The following is a 26,828-nucleotide window of genomic DNA, read 5'->3' on the forward strand; positions in this document are numbered from 1 at the left end:
GGCCCGGTCCTTCCGGAGCCGGTGGCGGGCCCGGGCGGGCAGTCGGCCTCGCGTCCTGGCCCGGTCCTTCCGGAGCCGGTGGCGGGCCCGGGCGGGCAGTCGGCCTCGCGTCCTGGCCCGGTCCTTCCGGAGCCGGTGGCGGGCCCGGGCGGGCCGGACCGCGGGGCGCAGGAGCGGGTCTCGCGTGCGGCCCCGGCGTCCGCGGGGCCGGGCGGGCCCGATCGCGGGGCGGGCGGGGGGACGGCCCCGGCCCCGCGTCCTGGCCCGGTTCTCGCCGAGCAGCCGGCCGGGGCGTCGGCGGACGGCTCCTCCCCCGTGACCCCCGATCCCGCCGGAGCCCCCCGATGACGCGCCCGTCCGCGCGGGTCTCCGGGCAGGCGGCCCGGCTGCTCGCCGGCACTCCCGCGATAGCCGAGGCGCATTTCCGCGCGGAGGCCCGTCCCTACCATCCCCGGCTGCGGCCCGACGGCTGGCTCAACCTCGGCACGGCGGAGAACCGGCTGCTGGCCGACCTGCACAGCGGCCACCGGCCGCCCGCCCTGACCGACGCGACCACCCGGTACGCGCCCCTGTACGGCACCGCCGGGCTGCGCGAGCGCGTGGCCGCCCACCTCGGCGGCTCCCTGGACCCCGAGGACCTGGTCGTCGTCGCCGGGGCGACGGCCGCGCTGGACGTCGTCGCCACCGTGCTGTGCGACCCCGGCGACGCGATCGTGGTGCCGACGCCGTACTACGGGGCCTTCGACACCGATCTCGCGGGCCGCTCCGGTGCCCGGCTGCTGCCCGCGCCGCCCGACCCCGCCGACGGGCACGGGCTGTGGCCGCAGGGGGTGCGCCGGGTGCTGGAGGAGGCGCGGCGGACGGGGACGGTCGTCCGGGCCGTCGCCCTCGCCTCGCCCGGCAACCCCACCGGGCGCGTCCACCCGCCCGCCGTGCTGCACGAGCTGGCCGCCGTCGCGGCCGCGCACGGCGTGGACCTGATCGCCGACGAGATCTACGCGGGGTCGGTGTTCGAGGGCGGCTTCATGAGCCTGCGCGAGACCCGCGGCCCGCGCGTGCACACCGTCTGGGGCTTCGCGAAGGACTTCGCGCTGCCCGGCCTCAAGGCGGGCGTGCTGCACACCCCGGACCCGCAGGTCCGCGACGCGGCCCGCGCGCTCGCCTACTTCGCGCCGCTGTCCGCCCACACCCAGGCCGTCCTCGCCGATCTGCTCGCCGACCCCCGCCGTGTCGCCGCGTTCCTCGCGGAGAACCGGCGCCGGCTCGGTGCCTCGTACGCGGCGGCCGTCCGTCTGCTGGACGTCCACGGCATCCCGTACGCCCCCGCGCAGGCGGGCTGCTCCGTCTGGGCCGACCTCGGCGCCTGGCTGCCGCCCGGCCCCGGCTTCGAGGGGGAGCGAGCGCTGTGGCGGGAGATCCTCGACCGCACCCGCGTCAGCATCCTGCCGGGTGAGGCGTTCCACGCGCCGCGCCCCGGCCGGTTCCGGATCTGTCACACCCTCGACGCGGCCGTCGTCGAGGAGGCCCTGACCCGGCTCGGCCGGTTCCTGGGGGCGAGGACGGGCCCCGCCGGCCCCGGAGCGAAGGGAGACGCCCGTGGTGAGGGACGACAGCACACCGCCGGGTCCGCTCGACCGCTGGTATGAGCAGGCGGGCGTCCGGACCGGCGTGCGCCGGATGTTCCACGAGGACGCCGAGCGCGGCAAGGTCTTCTTCCCGGCCGCGCTCGTGCCGTACACCGCCCACGAGGCCGTACGGGACCTGCCGGCGGAGCGGCTGCGCGAGCTGACCGTGCGGCACCTGTACCAGTTCCTGCTGTCGACGACCCATCTGGAGACCCGGGTCGTCAACGCGGCGGCCGAACCGGTCGCCAACGGCCGGGCCGGACTGGATCTGCCCGCCGGACTGCGCCTGGACGCCTTCAAGGTCTACTGCGACGAGGGCTATCACGCCCTGTACAGCCTCGACCTGGCCGACCAGGTCGCGGCCGTGACCGGCATCGCCGTGCCCGGCTGGGACTACGGCGGCTTCGTGGAGCGGCTGCGGGAGACCGGGCGCGAGCTGCTTCCCGGCGCACCGCAACTGGCGGAACTGCTCCAGGCGGTGGTGTTCGAGACGCTGATCACCGCCGTGCTCAACGAGGTGCCCGCCGACGGGACGGTCGCCGGCCCGGTGCGCGACCTGCTGCGCGACCACGCCCGCGACGAGGGGCGGCACCACCGTTTCTTCGCCCTGTTCTTCAAGGAGCTGTGGGTCCGTCTGGGCCCGGCGGACCGGGCCCGCACGGCCCGTGCCCTGCCCGCCCTGATCCGGGCCGCGCTGACCTGGGACCTCGGCCCGGTCCACGCCTCGCTGCGGCTGGCGGGGCTGGACGAGGACACCGCCAGGCAGGTGGTGGCCGACACCTACGGGGCGGGCCCCGGGGACCGGCGGCTGAACGAGATGGCCCGCGCCACGCTGCGGCTGTACGCCACGGTGGGCGTCTTCGAACTTCCCGGCGCCCGCGAGCACTTCGCGGCGCACGGCCTCGGCGACGGAAGCGACGCCGGACACGAGGAGCGTGTATGAACCGCATGACCAGCACCGCCACCGGGACCTTCACCTACGCCGAGTACCTGCGGCTGCCCGCCCTGCTCGCCCAGCAGGTCCCGCGCGCGGGCGGCGCGGCCCACGACGAGCAGCTGTTCATCGCCGTGCACCAGGTGCACGAGCTGTGGTTCAAGCTGATGCTGGCCGAACTCACCGACGCCCGCGACCGGATGCTGGCCGGCGAGACCGTCGTCCCCGCGCAGCGGCTGCGGCGCTGCCGGACGATCGAGAGCACGCTGCTGGGGTCGCTGGAGGTGCTGGACACGATGGCGCCGGGGGACTTCCGGGCGTTCCGGGGCGTGCTCGGCACCGCCAGCGGGGCGCAGTCGGCGCAGTTCCACGAGATCGAGGCGCTCTCGGGCCGCACGGACGTGGCCCCGGTCGGGCTCGGGCTCGGGGCGTGGCCGAGCCCCGCCGAGCGGGCCGCGCTGGACCGGAGGCTGCTGGAGCCGTCGCTGTGGGACGCCTTCCTCGCCGTGCTGCGGGCGGCGGACCTCGCGTGCGGCTGCCGGGCCGAGCGGATGCGGACGTACGACCGGATCGGGCGCGACGGCACCGCCGTGGGCGAGCTGATGGACGCGCTGCTGGAGTACGACCGGGGCTGGTCCCTGTGGCGGGAGCGGCATGTGCGGGTGGTCGAGCGGCAGCTCGGCGGCGAGCGGGGGACGGGCGGCAGCTCGGGCGCCGCGTATCTGCGGGTCCGTGCGGCGTACCGGTTCTTCCCCGAGCTGTGGGAGGCACGCGGCGACCGCTGAGCGCCGCTGGAGGTCTGATCTGATGCCCGGAGGGAATGCCCTCCGGGCTTTCTTCGTTCTGGAGTGGCAGAAAGTTCAACAGTCAACTAAAATCGGAGCACAAGGAGGTACCGACATGCCTGCAGTGACCGTCGAGAACCCGCTGACGCTGCCCCGCGTGACCGCCCCGGCCGACGCCGTGGCACGTCCCGTGCTCGCTGTCACGACCGCGCCGAGCGGTTTCGAGGGCGAGGGCTTCCCGGTGCGCCGAGCGTTCGCCGGGATCAACTACCGCCATCTGGACCCGTTCATCATGATGGATCAGATGGGCGAGGTGGAATATCAGCCCGGTGAGCCGAAGGGAACGCCCTGGCATCCGCACCGCGGCTTCGAGACCGTCACCTACATCATCGACGGGATCTTCGACCACCAGGACAGCCAGGGCGGCGGCGGCACCATCACCAACGGCGACACCCAGTGGATGACGGCGGGCTCCGGTCTGCTGCACATCGAGGCCCCGCCGGAGCACCTGGTCGTCTCGGGCGGTCTCTTCCACGGCCTCCAGCTGTGGGTGAACCTGCCTGCCAGGGACAAGATGATGGCCCCGCGCTACCAGGACATCCGCGGCGGCAACGTCCAGCTGCTCACCACCCCCGACGGCGGCGCGCTGCTCCGTGTCATCGCCGGTGAGCTGGACGGCCACCAGGGCCCCGGCATCACCCACACCCCGATCACCATGATCCATGCCACGCTGGCGCCGGGCGCGGAGATCACCCTGCCCTGGCGCGAGGACTTCAACGGACTCGCGTACGTCCTCGCCGGGCGCGGCGGCGTCGGCGCCGAGCGGCGCCCCGTCCGGACGGGGCAGACCGCCGTCTTCGGCACCGGCTCCTCGCTGACCGTCCGCGCGGACGAGAAGCAGGACGCGAACACCCCGGACCTGGAGGTCGTGCTGCTCGGCGGACAGCCCATCCGTGAGCCCATGGCCCACTACGGCCCGTTCGTGATGAACACCCAGGAAGAACTCGTGCAGGCGTTCGAGGACTTCCAGAAGGGCCGCCTCGGCACGGTCCCGGCCGTGCACGGCATGGACGCGAGCGGCCCCGACGCCTGACGACGCCCCGCCCGGGGAACGCTCCGGGCGCCTGACAGCACGTCAGGCATGTCACCCGGGCGGGCCGTCCGCACAGGACAGCCCGCCCGGCGCATGATCCGCTGGAAGGGTGCAGGACCCCGCAGCGCTCCTCCCCCGCCCCGTCCGCCGGATCGCCGCCTGGTGCGCCGTCGCCCTGCTCGTCGCGGGCATCGGCTGGGTCGGCGTCCAGCTGTGCGTGGTGTTCCGCACGGCGGTGGTGCCCGTGCTGCTCGCGCTGCTCGGCACCGCCCTGCTCCGGCCCCTGCACCGGCGGCTGGTCAAGGCACACGTCCACCGCTCGCTGGCCGCCGCGCTGACCTGCGTGGCCGTCGTCTGTGTGGTCGGCGGAGCCGTCTACATCGTCGTCGCCGCGCTCATCGACTCCGGCGACCAGATCGTCACCTCCCTCAGGGAGGCCGCGAAGTCCCTCGCCGAGCACTTCGGGGCCGCCGGGACCTCGCTCGACGACCTCGCCGCCAACTCCCGCGACCTGCTGTCGAAGTTCGGCGGCACCGCGGCCTCCGGGGTGATCAGCGGGGTGAGCGTCGTCGGCGAGAGCATCGCCATGGCCGTCCTCGCCCTGCTGCTGGTCTTCTTCTTCCTGCGCGACTCCGGCGAGGCGGCCGCCGCCCTGCGCGCCCTCGCCCCGCGCGGCACGGACGACCTCCTGGTGGCCATGGCCCGGCGGGCCTTCCAGGCCGTCGAGGGGTTCATGCGCGGCACCACCCTCATCGCCTTCATCGACGCCTTCTGCATCACCGTCGGCCTGCTGATCCTGGGCGTGCCCGGAGCGGTCGGACTCGGGGCGCTCGTCCTGGTCGGCGCGTACATCCCCTATCTGGGCGCGTTCATCTCCGGCGCGCTGGCCGTGCTCGTCGCGTTCGCCGACCGCGGGCTCGTGATCGCGTTGTGGGCGCTCGGCGTGGTGCTCGCCGTGCAGGTGCTGGAGGGGCATGTGCTCCAGCCGATGATCCAGAGCCGGACCGTGCAGATGCATCCGGCGGTGGTCATGGTCACCATCACCGCGGGCGCCTCCGTCGCCGGCATCCTCGGCATGCTGCTCGCGGTGCCGGTGACGGCCGCCGCGTTCGGAGTGCTGAGCGAACTGCGGGCCCGCTACGGACCGGCCCCGCCGCCGTAGCGGCAGCCTGCCCCCGCCATCGTGGCGGCAGCCTGCTCCCGCCGCCGTGGCGGCAGCCTGCTCCCGCCGCCGTGGCGGCAGCCTGCTCCCGCCGCCGTGGTGGCAGCCTGCCCCCGCCATCGTGGTGGCAGCCTGCCCCCGCCATCGTGGTGGCAGCCTGCCCCCGCCGCCGTGGCGGCAGCCGTCACAGCAGCTCGTCGAGGCCGTCGACGCCCTCGGCCTCCAGCACGTTCTCCATGAGGCGGGCGCCCGCGCCCTCGGCCCCGGAACCGTCCTCGTGCAGCTCGAACCAGATGGACTTGCCCTCGCCGCGCGGGGCGACCCCCCACACGTCGGCCAGCAGCTCGATCAGCACCAGGCCGCGCCCGGAGGACGCCAGCTCCCCGGGGTGGCGCCGGTGCGGCAGCTCGTCGCTGGTGTCGCCGACCTCCACCCGCAGCCGCCGCCCCGCGCCGTTCCCGGTGATCTCGGCGATCAGCAGCGCGTCGGTGTCGGTGTGCACCAGGACGTTCGTCAGCATCTCCGACACCAGCAGCACCGCCGAGTCCAGCTGGTCCGGCGACGCCCAGTCGTGCAGCAGCTCCCGCAGATGCCGGCGGGCCACCGCGATCCGCTCCGGCTCGGCCTGCGCGACCGTGAGCATGGTGCGCCGCACCGGCGGCTTCAGGGGCGCGGGGTCCCCGCAGCCGCAGCCCTCGCCCTGCCGGCACAGCAGCAGGAACGCGATGTCGTCCTCGCGGCGGTCGGCCAGCGGCCCGGTCGTGTGGTGCGACGACGGCCCGTGCACGGCCTGCACCAGCGAGTCGGACAGCTCCTCCAGATCGCCGTCGTGGGCCTCCAGGACCCCGCGGATGCGGCTCCAGCCGCTGTCCAGGTCGTGGCCGCCGGTCTCCATCAGACCGTCGGTGCACAGCATCAGGACCTCGCCCGGCTCCAGCACCAGCCGCGTGGTCGGGTAGTCGCAGTCCGGGTCGATGCCCAGCGGCAGCCCGCCCGCGGTGTCGCGCAGCAGCACCGTGCCGTCCGGCATCCGGACCACCGGGTTCAGGTGCCCCGCCCGGGCGGCCTCCACGACCCCGCTCTCCGGGTCGACCTCGACATACAGACAGGTCGCGAAGCGCAGGTCGGCGTGGTCGACCTCGCCGGTGTGCGCGATGCCGTGCAGAAAGCGGGAGGCGCGCGCGAGCACGGCGTCGGGACGGTGTCCCTCCGACGCGTACGCCCGCAGGGCCGTCCGCAGCTGCCCCATCAGGCCCGCCGCCCGTACGTCGTGCCCCTGCACGTCCCCGATGACCATCGCGAACTTCCCGCCCCCGGAGGGCGGGCCGCCGGGCAGCGGGATCACGTCGTACCAGTCGCCGCCGACCTGGAGCCCGCCGCCGGTCGGTATGTAGCGGGCCGCGACCGACATGCCCGGGATCCCGGGGCCCAGCGAGGGCAGCATCGACCGCTGGAGGCCGTCGGTCAGCTCCCGCTCCGACTCGGCCGTCCCGGCGCGGGACAGGGCCTGCGCGAGCATGCGGGCGACCGTCGTCAGCACCGACCGCTCGTCCGGGGTGAACACCACCGGGTGGGCGAAGGCGGCCATCCAGGCGCCGATCGGACGCCCGGCGACCGTGAGCGGCAGGAACGCCCAGGACTGGCGGCCGAACTGCTGGGCCAGCGGCCAGGTGAGCGGATAGCGGCGGGCGTACTCCTCCGGCGTGGACAGATACACGGCCCGGCCCGTGCGCACCACGTCGGCTGCCGGATAGGCGGTGTCCAGCGACATCTGGGCGAAGGGGCCCTCGTCGCCGGGCCGGTGCCCGTGGTGGCCGATGATCGTCAGACGGTCGCCCGAGACGCCGAACACCGCGAGCCCGTCCGGGGAGAACCCCGGCATCGACAGCCCGGCCGCCACCCGCAGCACCTCCGCGGTGGACCGTGCCTCCGCCAGCGCCCGGCCCGCGTCCAGCAGGAACGCCTCGCGCGAGCGTCGCCAGTCGCCGGTGACCGTGTACCGGTCCGCCGAGGTGCCCGGGGCGGGCTCGGTGACCTCCTGGAGGGTGCCGATCAGCTCGTAGGCCCGCTTCCGCGGATCGAACGACGGCTTGGAGCGGCTGCGGACGACCCGGACGATCCGGCCCCGCTCGTCCATGATCCTGATCCGGACCTCGGCCAGGGTGCTCTCGGCGACCGCGAGCTGGATCACGCCGGTGATCTCGTTCCAGTCCACGGGATGCAGCCGGGCCCGTACCTGGGACTCGGTGAGGGTCGACTCCTCGGCGGGCAGCCCGAGCAGCCGGGCGGCCTCCGCGTCCACCCTGACCAGGCTCGTCGAGGTGTCCCAGTGCCACAGGCCGGTCGCGAGAGTGGCGAGGACCTGCTCCACGGCGGGCAGGGGCTCACCAGTGCGCATTGCCCCACTTTAGGAAAAGGTGTTCGGATCCTGCCACCGAAGGACCCGGGGTCCATGATCGCCCGTGCCCAATGGAGGAGAGCCGATCTTCGCGTGCCCGGTACCCTGGGGGTGTTTCACGTGAAACATGCCCCCGATCCGCGAAGGCTGGATGAACGACGATGCATCGGTACAGGTCCCACACCTGCGGCGAGCTCCGCGCCTCTGACGTCGGCACCGACGTCCGGCTGAGTGGCTGGCTGCACAATCGGCGAGACCTGGGCGGCATCCTCTTCATCGATCTGCGCGACCACTACGGCATCACGCAGCTCGTGGCCCGTCCCGGTACGCCCGCGTACGAGGCCCTGGACAAGATCTCCAAGGAGTCCACGGTCCGGATCGACGGCAAGGCCGTCTCCCGTGGCGCCGAGAACATCAACCCCGAGCTGCCCACCGGCGAGATCGAGGTCGAGGTCGGCGAGGTCGAGCTGCTCGGCGCGGCCGCCCCGCTGCCCTTCACGATCAACGCCGAGGACGGGGTCAACGAGGAGCGGCGCCTGGAGTACCGCTTCCTGGACCTGCGCCGCGAGCGCATGCACCGCAACATCATGCTGCGCACCGCGGTCATCTCGGCCATCCGGCACAAGATGACGGCCCTCGGCTTCAACGAGATGGCGACGCCGATCCTGTCCGCGACCTCCCCCGAGGGCGCCCGCGACTTCGTCGTCCCCTCCCGTCTGAACCCGGGCAAGTTCTACGCCCTGCCGCAGGCGCCGCAGCAGTTCAAGCAGCTGCTGATGATCTCCGGCTTCGACCGGTACTTCCAGATCGCGCCCTGCTTCCGCGACGAGGACGCCCGCGCCGACCGCTCGCCGGGTGAGTTCTACCAGCTCGACATCGAGATGAGCTTCGTCGAGCAGGAGGACATCTTCCAGCCGGTCGAGAAGCTGATGACCGAGCTGTTCGAGGAGTTCGGCGGCGGCCGTCACGTCACCTCGCCGTTCCCGCGGATCCCGTTCCGCGAGGCGATGCTGAAGTACGGCTCCGACAAGCCCGACCTGCGCGCCAAGCTGGAGCTCGTCGACATCACCGATGTCTTCGAGGCGTCCGAGTTCAAGGCGTTCGCCGGCAAGCACGTGCGCGCGCTGGCGGTTCCGGCCGTCCAGGACCAGCCCCGCAAGTTCTTCGACCAGCTCGGCGAGTACGCGATCACGCAGGGCGCCAAGGGCCTGGCCTGGGTCCGTGTCGGCGAGGACGGCCAGCTGTCCGGCCCGATCGCCAAGTTCCTCACCGAGGAGAACGTCAAGGTCCTCACCGAGCGCCTCGGCCTGGAGGCCGGTCACGCCGTGTTCTTCGGCGCGGGCGAGTTCGACGAGGTCTCGAAGATCATGGGCGCGGTGCGGGTCGAGGCCGCCAAGCGTGCCGGGCACTTCGAGGAGGGCGTCTTCCGGTTCTGCTGGATCGTCGACTTCCCGATGTACGAGAAGGACGAGGAGACGGGCAGGATCGACTTCTCGCACAACCCCTTCTCGATGCCGCAGGGCGGTCTGGAGGCCCTGGAGACCCAGGACCCGCTGGACATCCTCGGCTGGCAGTACGACATCGTCTGCAACGGCGTGGAGCTGTCCTCCGGCGCCGTCCGGAACCACGAGCCGGAGATCATGCTCAAGGCGTTCGAGATCGCGGGCTACGACCGCGAGACCGTCGAGGAGCAGTTCGCGGGCATGCTGCGCGCCTTCCGCTTCGGCGCCCCGCCGCACGGCGGCATCGCCCCCGGCGTCGACCGCATCGTCATGCTGCTGGCCGACGAGCCCAACATCCGCGAGACCATCGCCTTCCCGCTCAACGGCAACGCCCAGGACCTGATGATGGGCGCGCCGACCGAGCTGGACGAGACGCGGCTGAAGGAGCTGCACCTGTCGGTGCGCAAGCCCCAGCCGAAGTAGGCGCGGCCACCGAAGGCGCCCGGGACCTCAGGGTCCCGGGCGCCTTCGCGTCTCCTGGCTCGTCCTCGGCTCCCGCCCGTGTTCCCGGCGGCGTGCGTCCCCGGCTTCGCCGCCCATGACGGGAACGCCTGCACACAAGAGGAACCTGAGCCGCGGGACGGGGGCGGCGGTCAGATGATCCAGAACAGTCCGTTGCCGCCCGTCCAGCCCTCGTACCACTGCGGCATGCCGAGCGACTCCAGCGTGAAGACGCGGCTGCCGGTGCCCGTCGGACGGCCGGAGCCGCCGGGGAGCATGAAGACGGCGCCGTTGTAGTGGTTCTCGCAGGCCGCGCCGATGAACAGCTCCGGCTTGCCGTCCTTGTTCACGTCCGCGGCCGAGACCGTCGCGCCGAAGCAGTCGCGGGTCTCGTTGACGCTGGGCACACCGGGGGTGTCCTGGTGGAAGGAGTACCCGCCCGCGCCGAGGGGGCCCGTGCGGCGGCCCGGGACCACGGTGACCATGCCGGTCCGCCGCACGCTGCCCACGGCCTCGTACGGCGCGCCGACGACGATCTCCGCGAGGCCGTCCCGGTTGAGGTCGGCCACCGCGAGACCGGCGCCGAAGGTGTCCTGCTTCTCGCTCGTGCCGGGCACGCCCGCGGTGTCCTGGGTGATCACCTCGGGCGCCGCGTCGCGCGCGATGCCGCTCGCCGAACCCCGGTAGACCAGCACGCGCCCGCCCAGCTCGCCGTCGACACCCGGCGTCACCGGCGTCAGCGGGTCCCCGACCACGAGGTCGGTGTACCCGTCGCCGTTGACGTCGCCGGTGGCGGCGATGAAGCCGTTGCCCTTCTCCAGCGTGACCCGCTCGCCCGACTGGTTCACCCGGATCTCGCTGCCGGTGAGGTCGGACCGGCGGAACCCGAAGTCGACCTGGTCGGGGCTGCCGTTGCGGTCGAAGTCGCCGACGGCCACGGACCCGACCAGCTCCTCCTCCCGGGGCGTCTGCACGACCGAGCCGTAGGCGCCGGAGCTGCTGAACGGGCCCTTGAAGGTGACGGTCCCCTTGTCCCCGCCGACCACGACCTGGGTCTTCGCGCCCGGCCCCGCGCTGATGGCCGCCACGTCCGTGCCGTACCACTGGACATAGTCCGGTGCCGTCAGAAGAGTGCCCTTGGTCAGCCCGCTCCTGCTGCCCCACAGCACGGTGACGCTCGGACCGTGGTAGGGCTCGGTGACGACGAGGTCGGCGTATCCGTCCCGGTTCAGGTCGGCCGTGGCGGTGGCGCTGCCGAAGAGCTCCTGCCGGCCGGCCGCGCCCGGAACGCCGGGCGAGTCCTTGGTGATGACCACGCGACGGCTCGCCGAGACCCCCGACGCGGAGCCGTACAGCACGACGACGGCACCGGCCCTTTCCTTGTCGCCCAGGTCCGCACCGGGAACCGGCAGCACCGCGTCCCGGTACCCGTCACCGTTGAAGTCCCCCGGCACCGCCCCGTGCACGGCCGCGGCCGGGACGGCCGGCAGCAGCGTCCCCGCGACCAGCGAGGCGGCCACGACCGCGGCCGCGCCCCATCTGCCCATGTCTGTGTCCCCTTCCCCATGGCGTGCCCTGGGCCCCCGGCTTCCGGGCCGTCGGGCGATCCGCCCTCATACGTGGGACATGTCACAGCGCCCGTTGGTTGTACGGGCGGTGACGGGAGGGCGGCGCACCGGAGAAGCGGCGCGTGCGCGTCCGTGGTGCGGCCGTGCCGGAGGGCGGCGACGCTTCAGAAGCCCAGGTAGGTGATCTGGACGACGTAGACACGTTCGCTGCGTACGACGACCTGGTACGAGAACATGCCGCCGGGGACGATGACGTCGCTGCCCTTCGGTTCGGCACCTCGATGGGACCGACCGTGGACGTGGACCGCTTCAGCAGCTCTGACCAGTTCGTCCGCCGTGCTTGTCCACCCCGGCGAGGGAACCGGCGAGAGCGGCGCGGGCCGCTTCCTCCGCCGCGAGGGCGTACTCCCACTTCCAGCTCAACCGCGCACTGCCTTCATGGCTTCGTCCAGTACGGCGGTGAGCTCGTGGAGAGCCTGTCGGGAGACGGCAGGATCCGCGTCCTCCAGGGTGCTCCGCGCCTGTTCGAGACGAGAGGACCGCTCGGGGCGGCGGGCGATCTCGATATCTCTGGCCCAGAGGAGGACCCAGCTCTGAACGGGGCTCAGAGACTGCCACTCGACGGCCTTGGCGAACGCCTCGTCCTTCGTGGCCTGCATCTCCTCCAGGCGGCCCGGGGCCACGACGGCGAGGGCCGCGCGAAGCGCGTCGGGGGTTCGCTCGGGACGGGGGACCAGCTCGCGTCCGTGGTCGGCCAGTGTGCTCATGGTGTCCTCCAGGAGTACCTCTGTCAGGCTGTCCGGGCCGGGCGGGAGCGTGGTAAGCCCGGGGGCCGCCGAGATCTTCGGAGCGACGGCGAGGGTCCGCGTGCTCATTCCGTCTCCTTCAGGTGTGCCCGGCAGTCACGGCAGTGGCCTGGGTCGGGGCCCCGGTAACCGCGGTCGCAGCCTTCGCAGTTCCGGATCGGGTGCCGGACGGCCGGTGGAGGTGCGGGGACCCGGAACGGGGGTGGGGGCGGGAGCTGGGCGGTCAGGCGGTGGGCCAGGAGGGCGGCCGGGCGGATCAGGGGCTCCAGCGGCAGGTTCTCGGTCAGGGCGTGGCGTACGGCGGTGGGGGTGAGGTCGCGCTCCAGCCAGGCGGCGACGCCGGGGGCGAGGTGTTCGGCGTCGGTGGCGGAGAGGAGGAGGCGGGGGTCGTGGCGGCGGAGGCCGGCGAGGACGTCGACGGCCGTTTGGAGCAGGTCAGGGGAGGGGTACGTGGGCTGCGGCACGGGTGGGAGCAGTCGCTTGCGAGGGGGCGGCTTGTCCGGGGCCGTGCGTCGGACGGGCCTGTCGGGGGTGTCGGCGGCGGGCCTGTGGCCCGGCCTGTTGCTGGAGACCGTGCGGGTGATGATCCGGCCGGTCGGGGCCCGTAAGCGGCTACGGCGGAGGTAGCCGTGGGTTTCGAGTTCGCGGAGCGCTGCTGCGATACGGGTGGGGCCCTCCGGGAAGCGGGCGGCGAGGCTCTTGATGTCGATCGCCGTGCCCGGTCGCACGGACTGGATGTGGCAACCCAGCCCGATCGCCAGCAGCGACAGCTCCCGGTGCTGGGCGAGGTCGTTGCCGATCACCGTGAAGTTCTCGGTGAGGCGGACGTTGTCATGGATCACGCCGGAGTTCGGGCGCCCAGGGGGGTAGTTTTTGCCCGGGATACGGGCCTGGGCGGACGCGGGCGCGTTAGGGTTTTCGGTGTCCATCAGGAAGGGCCTAACTTCCTCGGTGGTCAGGCCCTCGCAGGGATCGCTAGTCCCGGCGGGGGCCGTCGCATGTCGGGGGTCGTGCTGTCTTGCGCTGAGCGTAGGGCAGGCAACCGGTCCTGAATCCAGCCGAGTTGGGCATATTCACTCGCGGGAGTGAGTTTGCCCGGCGGGAGGGAGGGGTGGGGCTTGGTGGGGTGCTTTCTCCCCGGTGGGTACTTCATAGGGAGCGCAGGTCGGACCGGGGTGTGGGGTTTCAGGCTTCGGTGATTCCGGTGCGGGGAGGGTGAGTTCGGCCCAGGCCGTTTTGCGCGGGTGAAGGCCCTGGGCGACTCCCCAGCGGTCCGCGAGAGCTGCCACGAGGGCCAGGCCGCGTCCGGCTTCGCTGTCGGGGGCGGCCTGCCGGGGCTCCGGCAGCCGGTCACCGCGGGTGTCGGTGACCTCGATGCGGAGCGTTCCGCCGATGACGTACAGCAGGAGCCGGAAGCTCCGGCCGGGAACCTTGCCGTGGGTGGCCGCGTTGTTCGCCAGCTCGGCGACGATGTGCGCAGCCGGGTCCGAGGGGAGGCCCCAGGAGCGCAGCTGCTCCGTGGCGAGCAAGCGGGCGAGGCGGGCGCCGCGCGGTGTGGGCGACAGCAGGACGCTGAAGTTGCGAATGTGGCAGTCGGATTGGGCCGTTTCTGGAATCACGTCACTCAGCGTGGCTGGATGCGCCTACCGTCAGTAGTGACGACGCAGTTGCGTACGGTGACTGTCCGGAGCTTGTCCGGTGGTGTCCGGGCTTGTCGGGGTGGTGTGTACGGGTAAGGGCGTCGCGGTACGTGGCGGTACGACGGAGGGGCGCGCATGTCGGTGGACGGCGAGGTTCGGCAGCTCAGGACGGAGGCTGACGAGCCGGGGTGGGAGGTGGATCCGGACGACGAGTGGGGTGTGGCTGTAGTCGCCACTGTGGGGCGGCAGTTGAAGTTGCGGCGGGAGGCCGTGGGGATGCGGGCCGGCGAGTTCGGCGACGCGGTGGGGTACGGCGAGGACCTCGTCTACAAGATCGAGGGCGGGAAGCGGATTCCTCGGCCGGAGTATCTGGACAGGGCGGACGAGGTGCTGGGGGCGGGTGGGTTGCTGTCCGCGATGAAGGAGGACGTGGCGAAGGTCCGGTACCCGAAGAAGGTGCGGGATCTGGCCGCCATGGAGGCGCGTGCGGTCGAGATCGGGGTGTATGAGAACAGCAACGTCGCCGGTCTGTTGCAGACGCCGGAGCATGCCAGGGCTCTGCTGGAATCGTGGCAGCCCGCCTACTCCGCCGAGGACTTGGAGCGCCGCGTGGCTGCCCGCATCGCTCGTCGTGCTGTCTACGAGCGCTCCCCCGCACCCTCGTTGAGCTTCGTCCTGGAAGAGGCGACTCTGCGTCGCAGGGTTGGAGGCACAATGGTGCGGCGGCAACAGTTCGAACGCTTGCTGGAGGTGGGGCGGTTGAGCAACGTTTCACTTCAGGTGATGCCGATGGACAGTGCGGCGCACCCGGGCCTGAGCGGCAGGATCGAGCTGCTGAAATTCGAGGACGGCACCGCTGTTGGGCGCTCCGACGGCGCGTTCAACGGCCGCCCCGTCACCGATCTGCGGCAGCTGCGCATCGTTGAGCTGCGGTATGGCACCATCCGGGCGCAGGCTCTCCCGCCAGGGGAGTCGCTGGCCTTCATCGAGCAACTGCTGGGAGAAACATGATCCGCAAGCCCTCCGCCGGTGATGCCTCCGACCTGGCGTGGTTCAAGAGCAGCTACAGCAGTGGCCCCGACGGCGACTCCTGCGTCGAGGTCGCCGCGGCCCCCGGCACGGTCCACGTCCGCGACTCCAAGTACCGCGACACCAGCCCCCGCCTCGCCCTCGCGCCGGAGGCATGGGCGGACTTCGTGGCGTACGCGTCGGGGAGCTGACCCCTCGGTCGACTGCACGCGCCCCGATTCCGGTGGTGCCGACGGCGGCCTTGCCGTCCTCCGTCGGGAGGACGGCAAGGCCGCCCGTCTCAAGACGTGCCCACGTGAGAACCCTCCCCGCGAGAGCCCCAGCTCTCGCACAAGTGGGCGAATCCTGACGGGAGGGACTAGCGCGCCACGTACTGCGTGAGGATCGCCTGGACCTCGTAGATGTCGACGCCCTTGGTGAAGGTCTTGGTGATCGGCAGCTGCGCGCCGGAGACCCAGATCTTCAGCTCGGCGTCGAGGTCGAAGGTGCCGGCCGTCTCCACCGCGAAGTGCGTGATGCTGCGGTACGGGACCGAGTGGTACTCCGTCTTCTTGCCGGTGATGCCCTGCTTGTCGACCAGGATCAGGCGGCGGTCGGTGAACAGGATGGTGTCGCGGATCAGCAGGTACGCGGCGTGCACCGTCTCGCCCTGGCCCAGCAGCCGGGCGTAGTCCTGCGCCGCCTGCGCCGGGTCGATCGGGTGCGCGTTTCCGAAAAGAGCCATGAGAGGACCCCCCACTCGAAGGTCATATGACATCCGGTGTCACATGATCTTGGCCAGATATACCTGGTGAGTGAGGGGTCGGAAAAGGGCTGTTACGCGGCTGTTTCCCCGCCGAAGCGCTCCTTGTACGTGGCCAGGTCCTCGTCCGTCAGCTTCGCGAACAGCACCGGCGGCACGGTGAAGGGCGTACCGGCCGGGACGGAGGCCAGCGCCTTCGCCTCGTCGGCGGAGACCCAGGTGGCGGTGTCGTCGGCGAGGGAGAACGCCTGGCGCATGGCCGCCGTGGTCGCCGGGATGAAGGGCTCCGAGACCACCGCGTAGAGGTGGATCAGGTTCATCGCCGTGCGCAGGGTGAGGGCGGCGCCGTCCTTGTCGGTCTTGATCTCCAGCCAGGGGGCCTTCTCCTCCAGGTAGGAGTTGCCGGCCGACCACAGGGCGCGCAGCGCGGCCGCGGCCTTGCGGAACTGGAGGGCCTCCATGTGCTCCTCGTACTCCGCGAGGAGCCGGGCGATCTCCTCGCCGAGGCGTGCCTCCGCCTCGCCCGGCTCGCCGCCCGCGGGGACGTCGTCGCCGAAGCGCTTGCGGGAGAACGACAGGACACGGTTGACGAAGTTGCCGAGGGTGTCGGCGAGGTCCTTGTTCACCGTGGCCGTGAAGTGCTCCCAGGTGAAGGACGAGTCGTCCGACTCCGGGGCGTTGGCGATCAGGAAGTAGCGCCAGTAGTCGGCGGGCAGGATGTCCAGGGCCTGGTCGGTGAAGACGCCGCGCTTCTGCGAGGTGGAGAACTTGCCGCCGTAGTACGTCAGCCAGTTGAACGCCTTGACGAAGTCGACCTTCTTCCACGGCTCGCGCACGCCCAGCTCGGTGGCCGGGAACATCACGGTGTGGAAGGGGACGTTGTCCTTCGCCATGAACTCCGTGTAGCGCACGGTGTCGTCGGCCTCGTACCACCACGCCTTCCAGTCCCGGTTCTCCGGGTCCTGGTCGGCCCACTCCTTCGTCGCGCCGATGTACTCGATCGGGGCGTCGAACCAGACGTAGAAGACCTTGCCCTCCGCCGCCAGCTCCGGCCAGGTGTCGGCGGGGACGGGGACGCCCCAGTCGAGGTCGCGGGTGATCGCGCGGTCGTGCAGGCCCTCGTTCAGCCACTTGCGGGCGATGGAGGAGGCGAGCTGGGGCCAGTCCGCCTCATGGCGGGAGACCCATGCCTCGACCTCGTGCTGGAGCTTGGACTGCAGGAGGAAGAGGTGCTTGGTCTCGCGGACCTCCAGGTCGGTGGAGCCGGAGATCGCCGAGCGGGGGTTGATCAGGTCGGTGGGGTCGAGCACCCGGGTGCAGTTCTCGCACTGGTCGCCGCGGGCCTTGTCGTAGCCGCAGTGGGGGCAGGTGCCCTCGACGTAGCGGTCCGGGAGGAAGCGGCCGTCGGCCGGGCTGTACACCTGGCGGATCGCCCGCTCCTCGATGAAGCCGTTCTCGTTGAGGCGGCGGGCGAAGTGCTGGGTGATCTCGACGTTCTGCGTGCTGGAACTGCGGCCGAAGTAGTCGAACGCCAGTGCGAAGCCGTCGTAGACCGCCTTCTGGGCGTCGTGCGCCTGCGCGCAGAACACGTCGACCGGCAGGCCCTGCTCCTTCGCGGCCAGCTCGGCGGGGGTGCCGTGCTCGTCGGTCGCGCAGATGTAGAGCACGTCGTGGCCGCGCTGGCGCAGGTAACGGGAGTACACGTCCGCCGGGAGCATGGACCCCACCATGTTGCCCAGGTGCTTGATCCCGTTGATGTACGGAAGGGCGCTGGTGATGAGGTGTCGAGCCATGGCTTGGCTGCTCCCAGGTCGGTTGTTTTGCGAACCTTGAAATCGTAGCCGAGATGGGTGGGCCGCCCGCTTCCCGTTCTGATGGGTGGGAAGGGGGCGGCCGGGGGTGGTGCTTTTACGGCTCCGGCTCCGGCTTCGGCTTCGGCTTTCGCTTCTGCCTCGGCTTCGGCTTCGGCCTCGGCTACGGGCGCCAGTCCGCGAGTACGCCGGTGTAGAGCTCGGCGTCGGTGAGCTCGCGGGGGGCGGGGCCCGCGTGGAAGAACGACGTGTTGCCGGTCTTCAGCTTGCGGAGGTAGTCGAATGCCTTGTTGTCGTGCTCACCGAAGGCGACGAAGGCGAAGTGGACGTGGGGGTGGTTGCCCGCGGCGTCCGTGAGGGACTGGGTGGCGGGGGTCTTCGCGTCCGGGGCGCCGTCGGTCTGGAAGACCACGAGGGCGGAGGTGCCGGGGGCGGCGTGCTTCTCGTGATGGGCGAGTACGGCGTCCACGGCGACGTGGTAGCTGGTGCGGCCCATGCGGCCGAGACCGGCGTGGGTGTCGTCGATCTTCGTCTCGTGGTCGGTGAGGGTGAGGTCGGCGGTGCCGTCGAGCTCCGTCGAGAAGAAGACGACGTGCACCGTGGCCTCGGGGTCGAGGTGGGCGGAGAGCGCGAGGGTCTGGTCGGCGAGGGCCTGGGCGGAGCCGTCCTTGTAGTACGGACGCATGCTCGCGGAGCGGTCCAGGACGAGGTAGACCTTGGCTCGGGTGCCGGTGAGGTCGTTCTTCTTGAGGGTGCCGGTGGCTGCCTTGTAGGCGGTGGCCAGGGAGGGGGCGTGGGACTTCAGGCGGGCGAGGGTGAGGGCGGGGGTGGCCTCGGCCTCGGCTTCGCCCTCGGCCTCGGTGTTCCCACCCGCACCACCCGTGCCGCTCTCGTCGTCGGCTGCCGGTGGCCCCTGCGGTGCGTCCCCGCCGTCGGCGGCCGCGGGCTCAGGGGTGGCGGGCTCCGCCTCCGCACCCTGCTCGACGACTGCCACGAGCTCGGCGAGAGCCTGTGCATCGGGCTCGGGGGCGGGCTCCGGCTCGGCCGCAGGCTCCGGCTCGGCCGCCGCGACGGGCTCCTCGACGGGCTCGGGGGTGGGCTCGGCTTCGGCCACGACGGGCTCGGGCTCGGGCTCCGGGGTGGGCTCCTCGGCGGCCGCCTGTGCGGGCTCCGGCTCCGACGCAGGCTCTTCCTTGACCGGCTCCGCCGCTGAGGGCTCCTCCGCCGCGGCAGGCGCCTCGGCCTCGACCGGCTCCTCCGCCGTGACGGGCTCTTCCGCCGTGACGGGCTCTTCCGCGGGGGTCGGCTCCGCCACGGGGGCGGGCTCCTCGGCCTCGGGTGCCTTCTCGGCGACGGGCTCCGCCGCCGTGACGGGCTCCTCCGCAGCCGCAGGTGCCTCCTCTGCGACGGGCTCTTCCGCCGGTGCGGGCTCCTCGGCCTCGGGTGCCTTCTCAGCGACGGGTTCCGCTGCGGCAGGCTCCTCCGCTGCGGCAGGCTCTTCCGCCGCCGCAGGTGCCTTCTCGGCGGCCGGCTTCTCCGCAGGAGTCGGCTCCGTCGCGGGTGCAGGCACCTTTGCCGCGGGGGCCTCCGGCGCGGAGGGCTCCTCGGCGGAGCCGGGATGTGTCGGGTTCGGGATGTTTACGTTGTCGAAGGCGGCCGAGACCAGCTCGTGTTCCTCGGAGCGGGGCTCGGGGACGTGAGCGGTGGCCGGTTCGGTGGTGGCAGAGGCGGAGGGCGTGGGGGTCGCACCCTCCAGTTCGGCGGGTCGGGATTTGCGAGACCGGCCGAAAGCGTTTCGCAGGAGAGTGAGAATGCCCATATGCGCAACCCTTCGCGTGAGTTGTGTAGCCCGTCGATCGCTGGCCAGGACGGACACGTAAGGTTAGCGGCCCCGCTCGAAAATCTTGGGGAGGGGCGGCCTCCATTTCCAACGGACGTTCGGATGGGTCACGTTCACCCCCAGTTCACCCCAAAGCCCCCCTTCCGCACATACGTGCTCCTAGCGTCCGTGACGCCGAGTCCGAGGGAAGTCAGGGGAGAACGAAGTGCGCATTCCGTTGCCGCTCATCAGTACGTCCGACGCGTCGCACCCGGGGGGCCGGTCCGCCCTGACCTGCCGTTTCCGCTGCGGTGACGCCTGTTTCCACGAGGTGCCCAACACCAGCGCCAACGCATACGTCGGGGACGTCGTCGCGGCCGCGCTGAGCCGCCGCACGGTGATGCGCGCCGCCGCCGTCGTCACCGCGGCCGCCGCCGCCGGAACGGCCGTCTCCGCCGTCGCCGCCCCGCAGGCCCGGGCCGCCGAGGGTGCCGGGTCGGCGGGAGCGGCCCGCGGTCCGGCCGCCCGTGCCGCGCGCGGTCTGCGCTTCGAGCCCGTCGCGCCCAACACCGCCGATCGGGTCACGGTCCCCGAGGGTTACGACCAGAACATCGTCATCCGCTGGGGTGAACCGATTCTGCGGGGTGCGCCCGCCTTCGACCCGAAGAAGCAGTCCGCCGCCGCCCAGGCCGGACAGTTCGGGTACAACTGTGACTTTCTCTCCCTGCTGCCGCTGCCCGGTGAGCCCGGCCGCCAGGTGCTCGTCGCCAATCACGAGTACACCGACGAGATCCTCATGTTCGCCGGCTACGACGCCGCGAACCCGACCCGCGAGCAGGTGGAGACCGCCTGGGCCGCGCACGGTCTGTCCGCCGTCGTGGTGGAGGGCAACCGCCGCAACGGCAGGCTCGTCCCCGTGCCGCGCCACCCGCTGAACCGCCGGGTCACCGCCACCACCGCGTTCCGGCTGACCGGCCCGGCGGCCGGCTCGGACCTGCTGAAGACCTCCGCCGACCCGACCGGCACCAAGGTGCTCGGCACCCTCAACAACTGCTCGGGCGGTACGACGCCGTGGGGCACGACCCTGCACGGCGAGGAGAACTTCAACCAGTACTTCGCCAACGGCACCCGCCCGAACGACAAGCGCTACGGCCTGGTCGCCGGCCCCAGCGAGCGCAAGTGGGAGCGTTTCGACAAGCGCTTCGACGTCGCCCAGGAGCCCAACGAGGTCCATCGCTTCGGCTACGTCGTCGAGCTCGACCCGTACGACCCGGCCTCCACGCCCCGCAAGCACACCGCGCTCGGCCGCTTCAAGCACGAGGGCGCGACCGTCCGGCTCACCGACGACGGCCGTCCCGTCGTCTACACCGGCGACGACGAGCGGTTCGACTACTTCTACAAGTTCGTCGGCACCAAGCGGATGAGGAAGGGCAGGTCCCGCGCCGCCCGCGAGCACAACCTCTCGCTGCTCGACGAGGGCACCCTGTACGTCGCGAAGCTGACCGGCGACTCCCCGGCCGTGGAGATCGACGGCACCGGCAGGCTGCCGGCCGACGGCGAGTTCGACGGCTCCGGCGAGTGGATCCCGCTGGCGACCACCGGCGCGCACGGCGCCGTCTCGCACGTCGACGGCATGACCGCCGAGGAGGTGTTCGTCTTCACGCGCCTCGCGGGTGACAAGGCCGGCGCCACGAAGATGGACCGCCCCGAGGACATCGAGCCCAACCCGCACACCGGCCGGGTGTACGTCGCGCTCACCAACAACACCCGCCGCGGCACCGCCGGCAGCGCCCCCGTGGACGAGGCCAACCCGCGCATCGGCAACAAGCACGGCCAGATCCTGGAGCTGACCGAGCGCTGGAACAGCGCCGACAGCAAGAAGTTCGTCTGGAAGCTGTTCCTGGTCGCCGGTGACCCGAACGACCCGGCCACCTATTTCGCGGGCTTCCCGAAGGACCAGGTCAGCCCGATCTCCTGCCCGGACAACGTGGCCTTCGACCCGCACGGCAACCTGTGGATCTCCACCGACGGCAACCAGCTCGGCTCGCACGACGGTCTCTTCGGCGTCGCCACGCGCGGTGCGCGCCGGGGCGAGCTGAAGCAGTTCCTCACGGTCCCGTCCGGGGCGGAGACCTGCGGGCCGCTGGTGCAGAGCCGGCGGGTGCTGGTCGCCGTGCAGCACCCGGGGGAGATCGACGGGGCGACCGCCGAGAAGCCGCTGTCGGCGTGGCCCGACGGGCCGGGGAAGATCAACCGTCCTGCCGTCGTCGCCGTGTTCCGCCGGGACGGCGAGGACATCGGTCTCTGACCCGCGCCTGCCGGGAGGGGGCGGACCTACCGCGGTGACGCGATCGCCCGCGCCGCCGCCACCTCCTGGCGCAGGGGTTCCAGGACGCTGCCCGCAGGGCCCGTGAGGTCGGTGCGGACGGCGATCAGGACCTCCGCCTCGCGCACGCCCTCGGACAGCTCGCGCAACTGGAGGGCGGCCTGGGAGATCTCCGCCCGGGACGGCGGCGCGGCTCCGTGCCGGACGCGGACCCGCGCCGCCGTCGTCGCGTCCACGATGCGTTCCACGGCGACGACCAGCGGCCACCACGCCGCGGCCCGGCGTCCGGTGGGCGGCGGCTCGGTCAGCGCCCGCTGGAACTCCGTACGGATCACCGACAGGTCGCGGTACAGACGGCGGCGCATCCGGGCGCGCTCGGCGGGCTCCACGGTTTCCCCGAACGCGGACTCCACATAGCGGGCGGTGTCCGCGACGGCGTCCGCGAGCCGGTCGCCGACGCGGGTGTGCCAGCTCTCCGGCCACAGCAGATAGCCGACCACCAGCGCGATCGCGCAGCCGATCAGGGAGTCCACCAGCCGGGGCAGCAGCAGCCCGGTGCCCTGGTGGTTGAGGATGTCCGACAGCAGCAGGATCACCGGGGTGATGGCCGCGGTCTGGTAGCCGTAGCCGCGCGGGGTGAGGGCCGGGATCAGCGGGGCGAGCACCAGCATCACCGGCACGTCCCACCAGCCGCGGGGCACCTGGGAGAGCACGGCCGCCGCGACGACCAGACCGCCGACGGTGCCGAGCGCCCGCAGCAGGGCGCGCGAGAACACCGAGCCGAAGTCGGGCTTGAGGACGAAGGTGATGGTCAGCGCGACCCAGTAGGAGCGGGCCACCGGGACGGTCGACACCAGCACCTGGGCGATCCCGATGCACAGGGCCAGCCGCAGGCCGTAGCGCCAGGAGGCGGCGGACAGCATCACCCCGCGGGCGGCGCGGCCCGCGCGGATGCGCAGCGCGGCCGGGCGGCCCAGCCGGTCCTCCAGGCCGTACGGGTCCAGGTCCGGGGCGGTGACGACGGCGGCGGCGTGCCGCAGGGCGTGGTCGACGGCCCGGCTGGTCTCGTCCGCCGGGAGGGGCAGGCCGAGGGCGACGGGCCCGGTGTAACCGGTGCGCACGGCCTCGGCGAGGTGCCGTACCGCCTCCGGCACCTCGGCGGGCAGCGGCCTGCCGCGCAGATGGGCGGCAGGGGCGGCCTCCACCACGGCGGTGAGGGAGTTCAGCTGGGCCAGCAGCCGGGTCAGGTCCGGGCTGCGGCCGTGGTGGCGGGTACGCCGGGCGAGGACCAGGTCGTACGACTGGTTCAGCGACTGGGTGACCTCGTGCCGGGCGTCGTCGTAGCGGTCGGTGGCGCAGGCGGCGAGCAGCTCGGCGACCGTGCGGTAGGTGTCGGCGACGGCGGCCCGCTCGGGCACCCCGGAGCGCAGCGGCCAGGCCAGCAGGGCGAGCACCAGCACGAGCAGTCCGCCGCCGGTCACCAGCAGCGGTGCCAGCCACCACGGGCCGGGCATCGGCAGGCCCGCCCCGACCACGGCGTTCAGCAGCAGCAGGAGCCCCGACACCGAGGCGACCGCGCCGATCGTGGAGATCATCCCGGAGACGAGCGCGAGGGCGGTGACCACGGCGACGGCGGTCCAGTCGTGGCCGTACACGAGGGCGCCGAGGGTGATGCCGACGGCGCCGAACGCCTGCGGGACGGCGATGTTCAGGATCCGCATGCGGTAGGCGTCGGCGGTGTCGCTGATGACCCCGGACAGCGCGCCCATCGAGACGAGCGCCCCGTAGTCCGGCCGGCCCGCCGCGAGGCCCACGGCCAGCGGCAGCGTCATCGCGATCGCGGCCCGGGCGACGGCGGCCCGGTTCACGGGCGCGGCGGGCTGGGACTTCAGGTTCCGCACCAGCCAGTCGGGAGGGGTCAGGCCGACGGGGAACTCGCGAGGCATGCGCCCATTATGGTCGGCCCGTGCTGCCGGACTCCTGGCCGTCCACCCGCTCCAGCAGCCCCGCGAGGGCCCGGTCGAACTCCGCCGGCCGTTCCAGGTTCGGCAGATGGGCGGCGCCCTCGACGACGCGCAGGACGGAGTCGGGCAGGGCGCTGTGCAGGGCCTCGGCGTCGGCGACGGGGGTGTACTCGTCGTCCGCGCCGACCACGACCAGCGCGGGGACCGCGACCCGGGTGAGCAGGGGCCGGTAGTCGGGGCGTTCGGCCCGGCCGAGCAGGGCCGCCGCGGCGCCCTGCGGGTCCGTGGCGGTCATCATGCGGTGGACATGGGCCTTCACGCCGGGGTCGGCGTACGGGGCGACCATCTTCTCCAGCACCTCGTCGGCGTAGCCGTCCAAGCCCTCGCGCAGCAGCCGGTCGGCCATGGCGGCGCGTCCCCTCCTGCCCTCCTCGGTCTCCGGGGCGGCGGAGGTGTCGGCGAGGAGGAGGCCGCGCACCCGGTCGCCGAGGAGGTCGACGCAGGCCATGGCGATCTGGCCGCCCATCGACAGCCCGCCGAGCACGAAGGTGTCCACCTTCAGTCCGTCCAGGAGCTCCTCGATGTCCCGGGCGAACAGCGGCAGCGGGGTGATGCCGGGGACCACGGGCGAGGAGCCGTATCCGCGCAGGTCGGGGGCGATCACCCGGCGACCGCGCGAGAACGTCTCGATCTGCGGGGCCCACATGGTGCGGTCGAAGGGATGGCCGTGGACGAGGACGAGCGGGACCCGGGAGGTATAGGTGCCTTTGTCCTCGTACGAGAGGAAGAGTGCCATGACTGCGACCCTAGGGCGGGCCAACTGCTCGGCGCAATAAGATCTTTGCCCTCGGTGCAATGAACAGGGAGTCGGGAAGGACGGAGCAATCTGTGGACGACTACCGGCGCACAGCCGACCGCATCGCGGCGGACATCCTCTCCGGGCGGCTCGCGCCCGGCCGACGGCTGCCGCCGCAGCGGCAGTTCGCCCGCCGCCACGGGATCGCGGCCTCCACCGCGGGACGCGTCTACGGCGAACTCGTGCGCCGCGGACTGGTGGTGGGCGAGGTCGGCCGGGGCACCTTCGTGCGGGCCGCGGCACCCGCCGCCGGAGGCCGCGCGCTCACCGAGGCGGACACCTCCTCCCCGGTGAACCTGGAGCTCAACTACCCCTTCGCGGAAGGCCAGTCGGAGCTGCTCGCCCCGGCCCTGGAGGAGCTGCGCCGGCCCGACGTGCTCGCCGAGGCGCTGCGGCCCGCCGCCGCGGCCGGCACCGCGCCCGCCCGTGAGGCGGCCGCCGCGCTGCTCGCGGTGCCCGGCTGGCGGCCCGCCCCCGGGCAGATGCTGTTCGCGGGCAACGCCCGTCAGGCGATCGCCGCCGTGCTCGCCTCCCTGGTCCGGCCCGGCGGCCGCGTGGGGGTCGAGGAGCTGACGTATCCGCTGGTCAAGGAGATCGCCGCGCGGCTCGGCAGTGTCCTGGTCCCGCTGCCGTGCGACGCGCAGGGACCGCTCCCCGACGGCGTCGCCGCCGCCCACCGGCGTGCCCCGCTCTCCGCGCTCTATCTCCAGCCGACCCTGCACAACCCGACCGCCCGGACGATGCCCGACCGGCGCCGACGTGAACTCGCCGCCGTGGCCGCGGCCCTGGACGTGCCGGTCGTCGAGGACCGCATCTGGTCCTTCCTGCGGCCCGGTGACGTCCCGCTCGCCGCGCACGTCCCGCATCTGGCGCATGTCGTCGACGGCCTGTCCAAACGGGTCGCGCCCGGGCTGACCGCCGGTTTCCTCGTCGTGCCGCCCGGCCGGACGGAGGCGGTGGGCGCCGCGCTGCGCTCGGGCGGCTGGGGCGCGGGCCGGTTCGCGCTGGAGGCGGCCGTGCGGTGGATCGGGGACGGGACCGTCGGGCGTCTGGTCGCGGCGAAGCGGGAGGACGCGGCCCGGCGGCAGCGGCTCGTCGCGGAGCATCTGGCGGGGTTCGCCGTACGGTCCGACCCGCACGCCTACCACGCCTGGTGGGAGCTGCCCGCCCCCTGGCGCGCGGACACCTTCGCCGCCGAGGCCGCCGCGCACGGCATCTCCGTCACGCCCGGCCCCGCCTTCGCCGTCGACCCCGCGCGCACGCCGGACGCGGTCAGGCTCGGGCTCGCGTCGGCTCCTGAGGACGATCTGGCCCGGGCGCTGCGGATCCTCGCCGCAGTCGCGGCAGGCGGGGCCGGTCCGCGGACCGGGTGAACCGGGTGAACGCGGCGACCGTCAGACCGAGCACCAGCAGCAGCCAGGACACCGTGCGCAAGGTCGACGTCAGGGCGTCGTAGACCGCTCCGGCCGCCGCGGAGGACACGTCGGCGGGCAGGCCGGTGACGGTGAGGTGCCGTCCCACGGCCACCGCCAGGCCGAGGAGCGCGCCGCCGAGGGCCGTGCCGAGGGCCGTCGCGGTGACCGCGCGGCGGCGGCGGGCGGCGACCGCGATCCCGGCGACGGCGAGGACGGCGGCGGCCGCCGGCAGCCAGAACGCTGCGATCTCCAGCATCCGGAACCCCTTCCGCATCCCCGCCAGTTCACCGGCGGGCAGCACCGCGACCTCCCGGTGCGCGACCGGGACGAACCGCGCCAGCGGCACGTGGTCGGCGGCCAGACGGTGTTTCACCCGGGCCGTCACCGGAGCCAGATCGACGGTGACGGGCCCGGTGCCCTCGCCGCGCAGCGCGTGCAGCACGGCGTCGTGCGCGGACCGGTTGGCCTGGTCCCAGCCCGCGCGGAAGGCGGCTGTCCCGGTGAACGACCTGACCGACGCGCGCAGTTGGGTGCGGGGGATCCCGGGGTCCAGCTCACGGGACAGCGTGTCCCCCACGGTGTCGGCGACCGCGTCCCGGACGGCCGGGTCGCCGGCCAGCGGAGCCATCGCGTGCACGTAACGCCCGGTGTCCGCAAGGCCGTACGCCGCCCAGGCCGCCAACGCCCCGAAGGGCACCAGCAGACAGGACAGCGCGACGAGGGCGGCCGACAGGGCGGTCCGCAGGCGGAAGGACACCCTTCCAGGCAAGGCGCCGCGGGGTGCGGGCGCCATCGGGGACGTCCGTACGGGTGCCGGGGTGTCGCCCGTGCGGGTCCGGGCCGCCGCCCGTACGGGTGCCCGGGTGCCGCCCGTACGGGCGCGACAGCGCCGGCATCGGCCGGAACTGCCCC

General features: G+C 72.7%; 21 protein-coding genes. 10 read left to right on the forward strand and 11 right to left on the reverse strand.

What is annotated here, in order from left to right; all coding sequences use genetic code 11:
* The first annotated feature begins 344 nt into the window (after positions 1-344).
* From ACIQGV_RS11920 to ACIQGV_RS11940, 5 genes are all read left to right on the forward strand, one after another.
* Positions 345-1,646: an aminotransferase class I/II-fold pyridoxal phosphate-dependent enzyme gene (locus tag ACIQGV_RS11920; protein WP_402493469.1), complete on the forward strand. Its 1,302-nt coding sequence runs from the start codon at positions 345-347 to the stop codon at positions 1,644-1,646.
* On the forward strand, positions 1,597-2,568 hold the full coding sequence (locus ACIQGV_RS11925; protein ID WP_402493471.1) for a diiron oxygenase: 972 nt from the start codon (positions 1,597-1,599) through the stop codon (positions 2,566-2,568). The genes ACIQGV_RS11920 and ACIQGV_RS11925 overlap by 50 nt, the downstream gene beginning before the upstream one ends.
* Positions 2,565-3,344 (forward strand): tryptophan 2,3-dioxygenase family protein, encoded by a 780-nt coding sequence (locus tag ACIQGV_RS11930; RefSeq protein WP_402493473.1) that lies wholly within the window; start codon positions 2,565-2,567, stop codon positions 3,342-3,344. The genes ACIQGV_RS11925 and ACIQGV_RS11930 overlap by 4 nt, the downstream gene beginning before the upstream one ends.
* Positions 3,345-3,459: 115 nt before the next feature.
* A complete protein-coding gene (locus ACIQGV_RS11935) occupies positions 3,460-4,437 on the forward strand; it encodes a pirin family protein (protein ID WP_402493475.1) in 978 nt (325 codons plus the stop codon).
* A gap of 109 nt (positions 4,438-4,546) precedes the next feature.
* The gene (locus ACIQGV_RS11940) at positions 4,547-5,599 is read left to right on the forward strand and encodes an AI-2E family transporter (RefSeq protein WP_402493476.1); all 1,053 of its coding nucleotides are present in this window, start codon (positions 4,547-4,549) and stop codon (positions 5,597-5,599) included.
* Between the two features lie 184 nt (positions 5,600-5,783).
* Here the strand turns inward: ACIQGV_RS11940 and ACIQGV_RS11945 are convergent, their stop codons facing one another.
* The gene (locus ACIQGV_RS11945) at positions 5,784-7,997 is read right to left on the reverse strand and encodes a SpoIIE family protein phosphatase (protein WP_402493477.1); all 2,214 of its coding nucleotides are present in this window, start codon (positions 7,995-7,997) and stop codon (positions 5,784-5,786) included.
* Positions 7,998-8,158: 161 nt separating this feature from the next.
* Between ACIQGV_RS11945 and aspS the strand changes: the two genes are divergently transcribed.
* Positions 8,159-9,922: an aspartate--tRNA ligase gene (gene aspS / locus ACIQGV_RS11950; protein WP_402493479.1), complete on the forward strand. Its 1,764-nt coding sequence runs from the start codon at positions 8,159-8,161 to the stop codon at positions 9,920-9,922.
* A gap of 170 nt (positions 9,923-10,092) precedes the next feature.
* On the opposite strand, the gene ACIQGV_RS11955 is transcribed toward aspS, so the two are convergent.
* The 4 genes from ACIQGV_RS11955 to ACIQGV_RS11970 form a co-directional block, all read right to left on the reverse strand.
* Positions 10,093-11,487 (reverse strand): FG-GAP-like repeat-containing protein, encoded by a 1,395-nt coding sequence (locus tag ACIQGV_RS11955; RefSeq protein ID WP_402493481.1) that lies wholly within the window; start codon positions 11,485-11,487, stop codon positions 10,093-10,095.
* Positions 11,488-11,927: 440 nt separating this feature from the next.
* The gene (locus ACIQGV_RS11960) at positions 11,928-12,275 is read right to left on the reverse strand and encodes a hypothetical protein (protein ID WP_402494109.1); all 348 of its coding nucleotides are present in this window, start codon (positions 12,273-12,275) and stop codon (positions 11,928-11,930) included.
* A gap of 104 nt (positions 12,276-12,379) precedes the next feature.
* Positions 12,380-13,243 (reverse strand): helix-turn-helix domain-containing protein, encoded by an 864-nt coding sequence (locus ACIQGV_RS11965; RefSeq protein WP_402493483.1) that lies wholly within the window; start codon positions 13,241-13,243, stop codon positions 12,380-12,382.
* 144 nt (positions 13,244-13,387) lie between these two features.
* A complete protein-coding gene (locus ACIQGV_RS11970; protein ID WP_402493485.1) occupies positions 13,388-13,933 on the reverse strand; it encodes an ATP-binding protein in 546 nt (181 codons plus the stop codon).
* Positions 13,934-14,089: 156 nt separating this feature from the next.
* Here ACIQGV_RS11970 and ACIQGV_RS11975 point away from each other — a divergent pair, with 156 nt between their 5' ends.
* On the forward strand, positions 14,090-14,965 hold the full coding sequence (locus ACIQGV_RS11975) for a helix-turn-helix domain-containing protein (RefSeq protein ID WP_402493487.1): 876 nt from the start codon (positions 14,090-14,092) through the stop codon (positions 14,963-14,965).
* Complete coding sequence (locus ACIQGV_RS11980; RefSeq protein ID WP_402493489.1) at positions 14,962-15,174, forward strand: DUF397 domain-containing protein; 213 nt, start codon at positions 14,962-14,964, stop codon at positions 15,172-15,174. The genes ACIQGV_RS11975 and ACIQGV_RS11980 overlap by 4 nt, the downstream gene beginning before the upstream one ends.
* A gap of 167 nt (positions 15,175-15,341) precedes the next feature.
* On the opposite strand, the gene ACIQGV_RS11985 is transcribed toward ACIQGV_RS11980, so the two are convergent.
* The 3 genes from ACIQGV_RS11985 to ACIQGV_RS11995 form a co-directional block, all read right to left on the reverse strand.
* The gene (locus tag ACIQGV_RS11985) at positions 15,342-15,707 is read right to left on the reverse strand and encodes a PH domain-containing protein (protein ID WP_402493491.1); all 366 of its coding nucleotides are present in this window, start codon (positions 15,705-15,707) and stop codon (positions 15,342-15,344) included.
* A gap of 92 nt (positions 15,708-15,799) precedes the next feature.
* The gene (metG, locus tag ACIQGV_RS11990) at positions 15,800-17,518 is read right to left on the reverse strand and encodes a methionine--tRNA ligase (RefSeq protein ID WP_402493492.1); all 1,719 of its coding nucleotides are present in this window, start codon (positions 17,516-17,518) and stop codon (positions 15,800-15,802) included.
* A 181-nt stretch (positions 17,519-17,699) separates the two neighbouring features.
* On the reverse strand, positions 17,700-19,355 hold the full coding sequence (locus tag ACIQGV_RS11995; RefSeq protein WP_402493494.1) for a VWA domain-containing protein: 1,656 nt from the start codon (positions 19,353-19,355) through the stop codon (positions 17,700-17,702).
* Positions 19,356-19,581: 226 nt separating this feature from the next.
* Between ACIQGV_RS11995 and ACIQGV_RS12000 the strand changes: the two genes are divergently transcribed.
* Positions 19,582-21,663 (forward strand): PhoX family protein, encoded by a 2,082-nt coding sequence (locus tag ACIQGV_RS12000; RefSeq protein ID WP_402493496.1) that lies wholly within the window; start codon positions 19,582-19,584, stop codon positions 21,661-21,663.
* Positions 21,664-21,689: 26 nt separating this feature from the next.
* Here the strand turns inward: ACIQGV_RS12000 and ACIQGV_RS12005 are convergent, their stop codons facing one another.
* Entirely contained in the window at positions 21,690-23,627 is a 1,938-nt protein-coding gene (locus ACIQGV_RS12005) for an FUSC family protein (RefSeq protein WP_402493498.1), read from the reverse strand.
* 7 nt (positions 23,628-23,634) lie between these two features.
* Positions 23,635-24,441 carry an alpha/beta fold hydrolase gene (locus tag ACIQGV_RS12010; RefSeq protein ID WP_402493500.1) on the reverse strand — a complete coding sequence of 269 codons (807 nt, stop codon included), beginning with the start codon at positions 24,439-24,441 and terminating at the stop codon, positions 23,635-23,637.
* A gap of 92 nt (positions 24,442-24,533) precedes the next feature.
* On the opposite strand from ACIQGV_RS12010, the gene ACIQGV_RS12015 reads away from it, so the two are divergent.
* Positions 24,534-25,874: a PLP-dependent aminotransferase family protein gene (locus ACIQGV_RS12015; protein WP_402493502.1), complete on the forward strand. Its 1,341-nt coding sequence runs from the start codon at positions 24,534-24,536 to the stop codon at positions 25,872-25,874.
* Here ACIQGV_RS12015 and ACIQGV_RS12020 read toward each other — a convergent pair.
* On the reverse strand, positions 25,774-26,673 hold the full coding sequence (locus ACIQGV_RS12020) for a hypothetical protein (protein WP_402493504.1): 900 nt from the start codon (positions 26,671-26,673) through the stop codon (positions 25,774-25,776). The genes ACIQGV_RS12015 and ACIQGV_RS12020 overlap by 101 nt on opposite strands.
* Between the last annotated feature and the right edge of the window lie 155 nt (positions 26,674-26,828).

This window comes from Streptomyces sp. NPDC093094, from assembly GCF_044754345.1.
Lineage (GTDB): Bacteria > Actinomycetota > Actinomycetes > Streptomycetales > Streptomycetaceae > Streptomyces.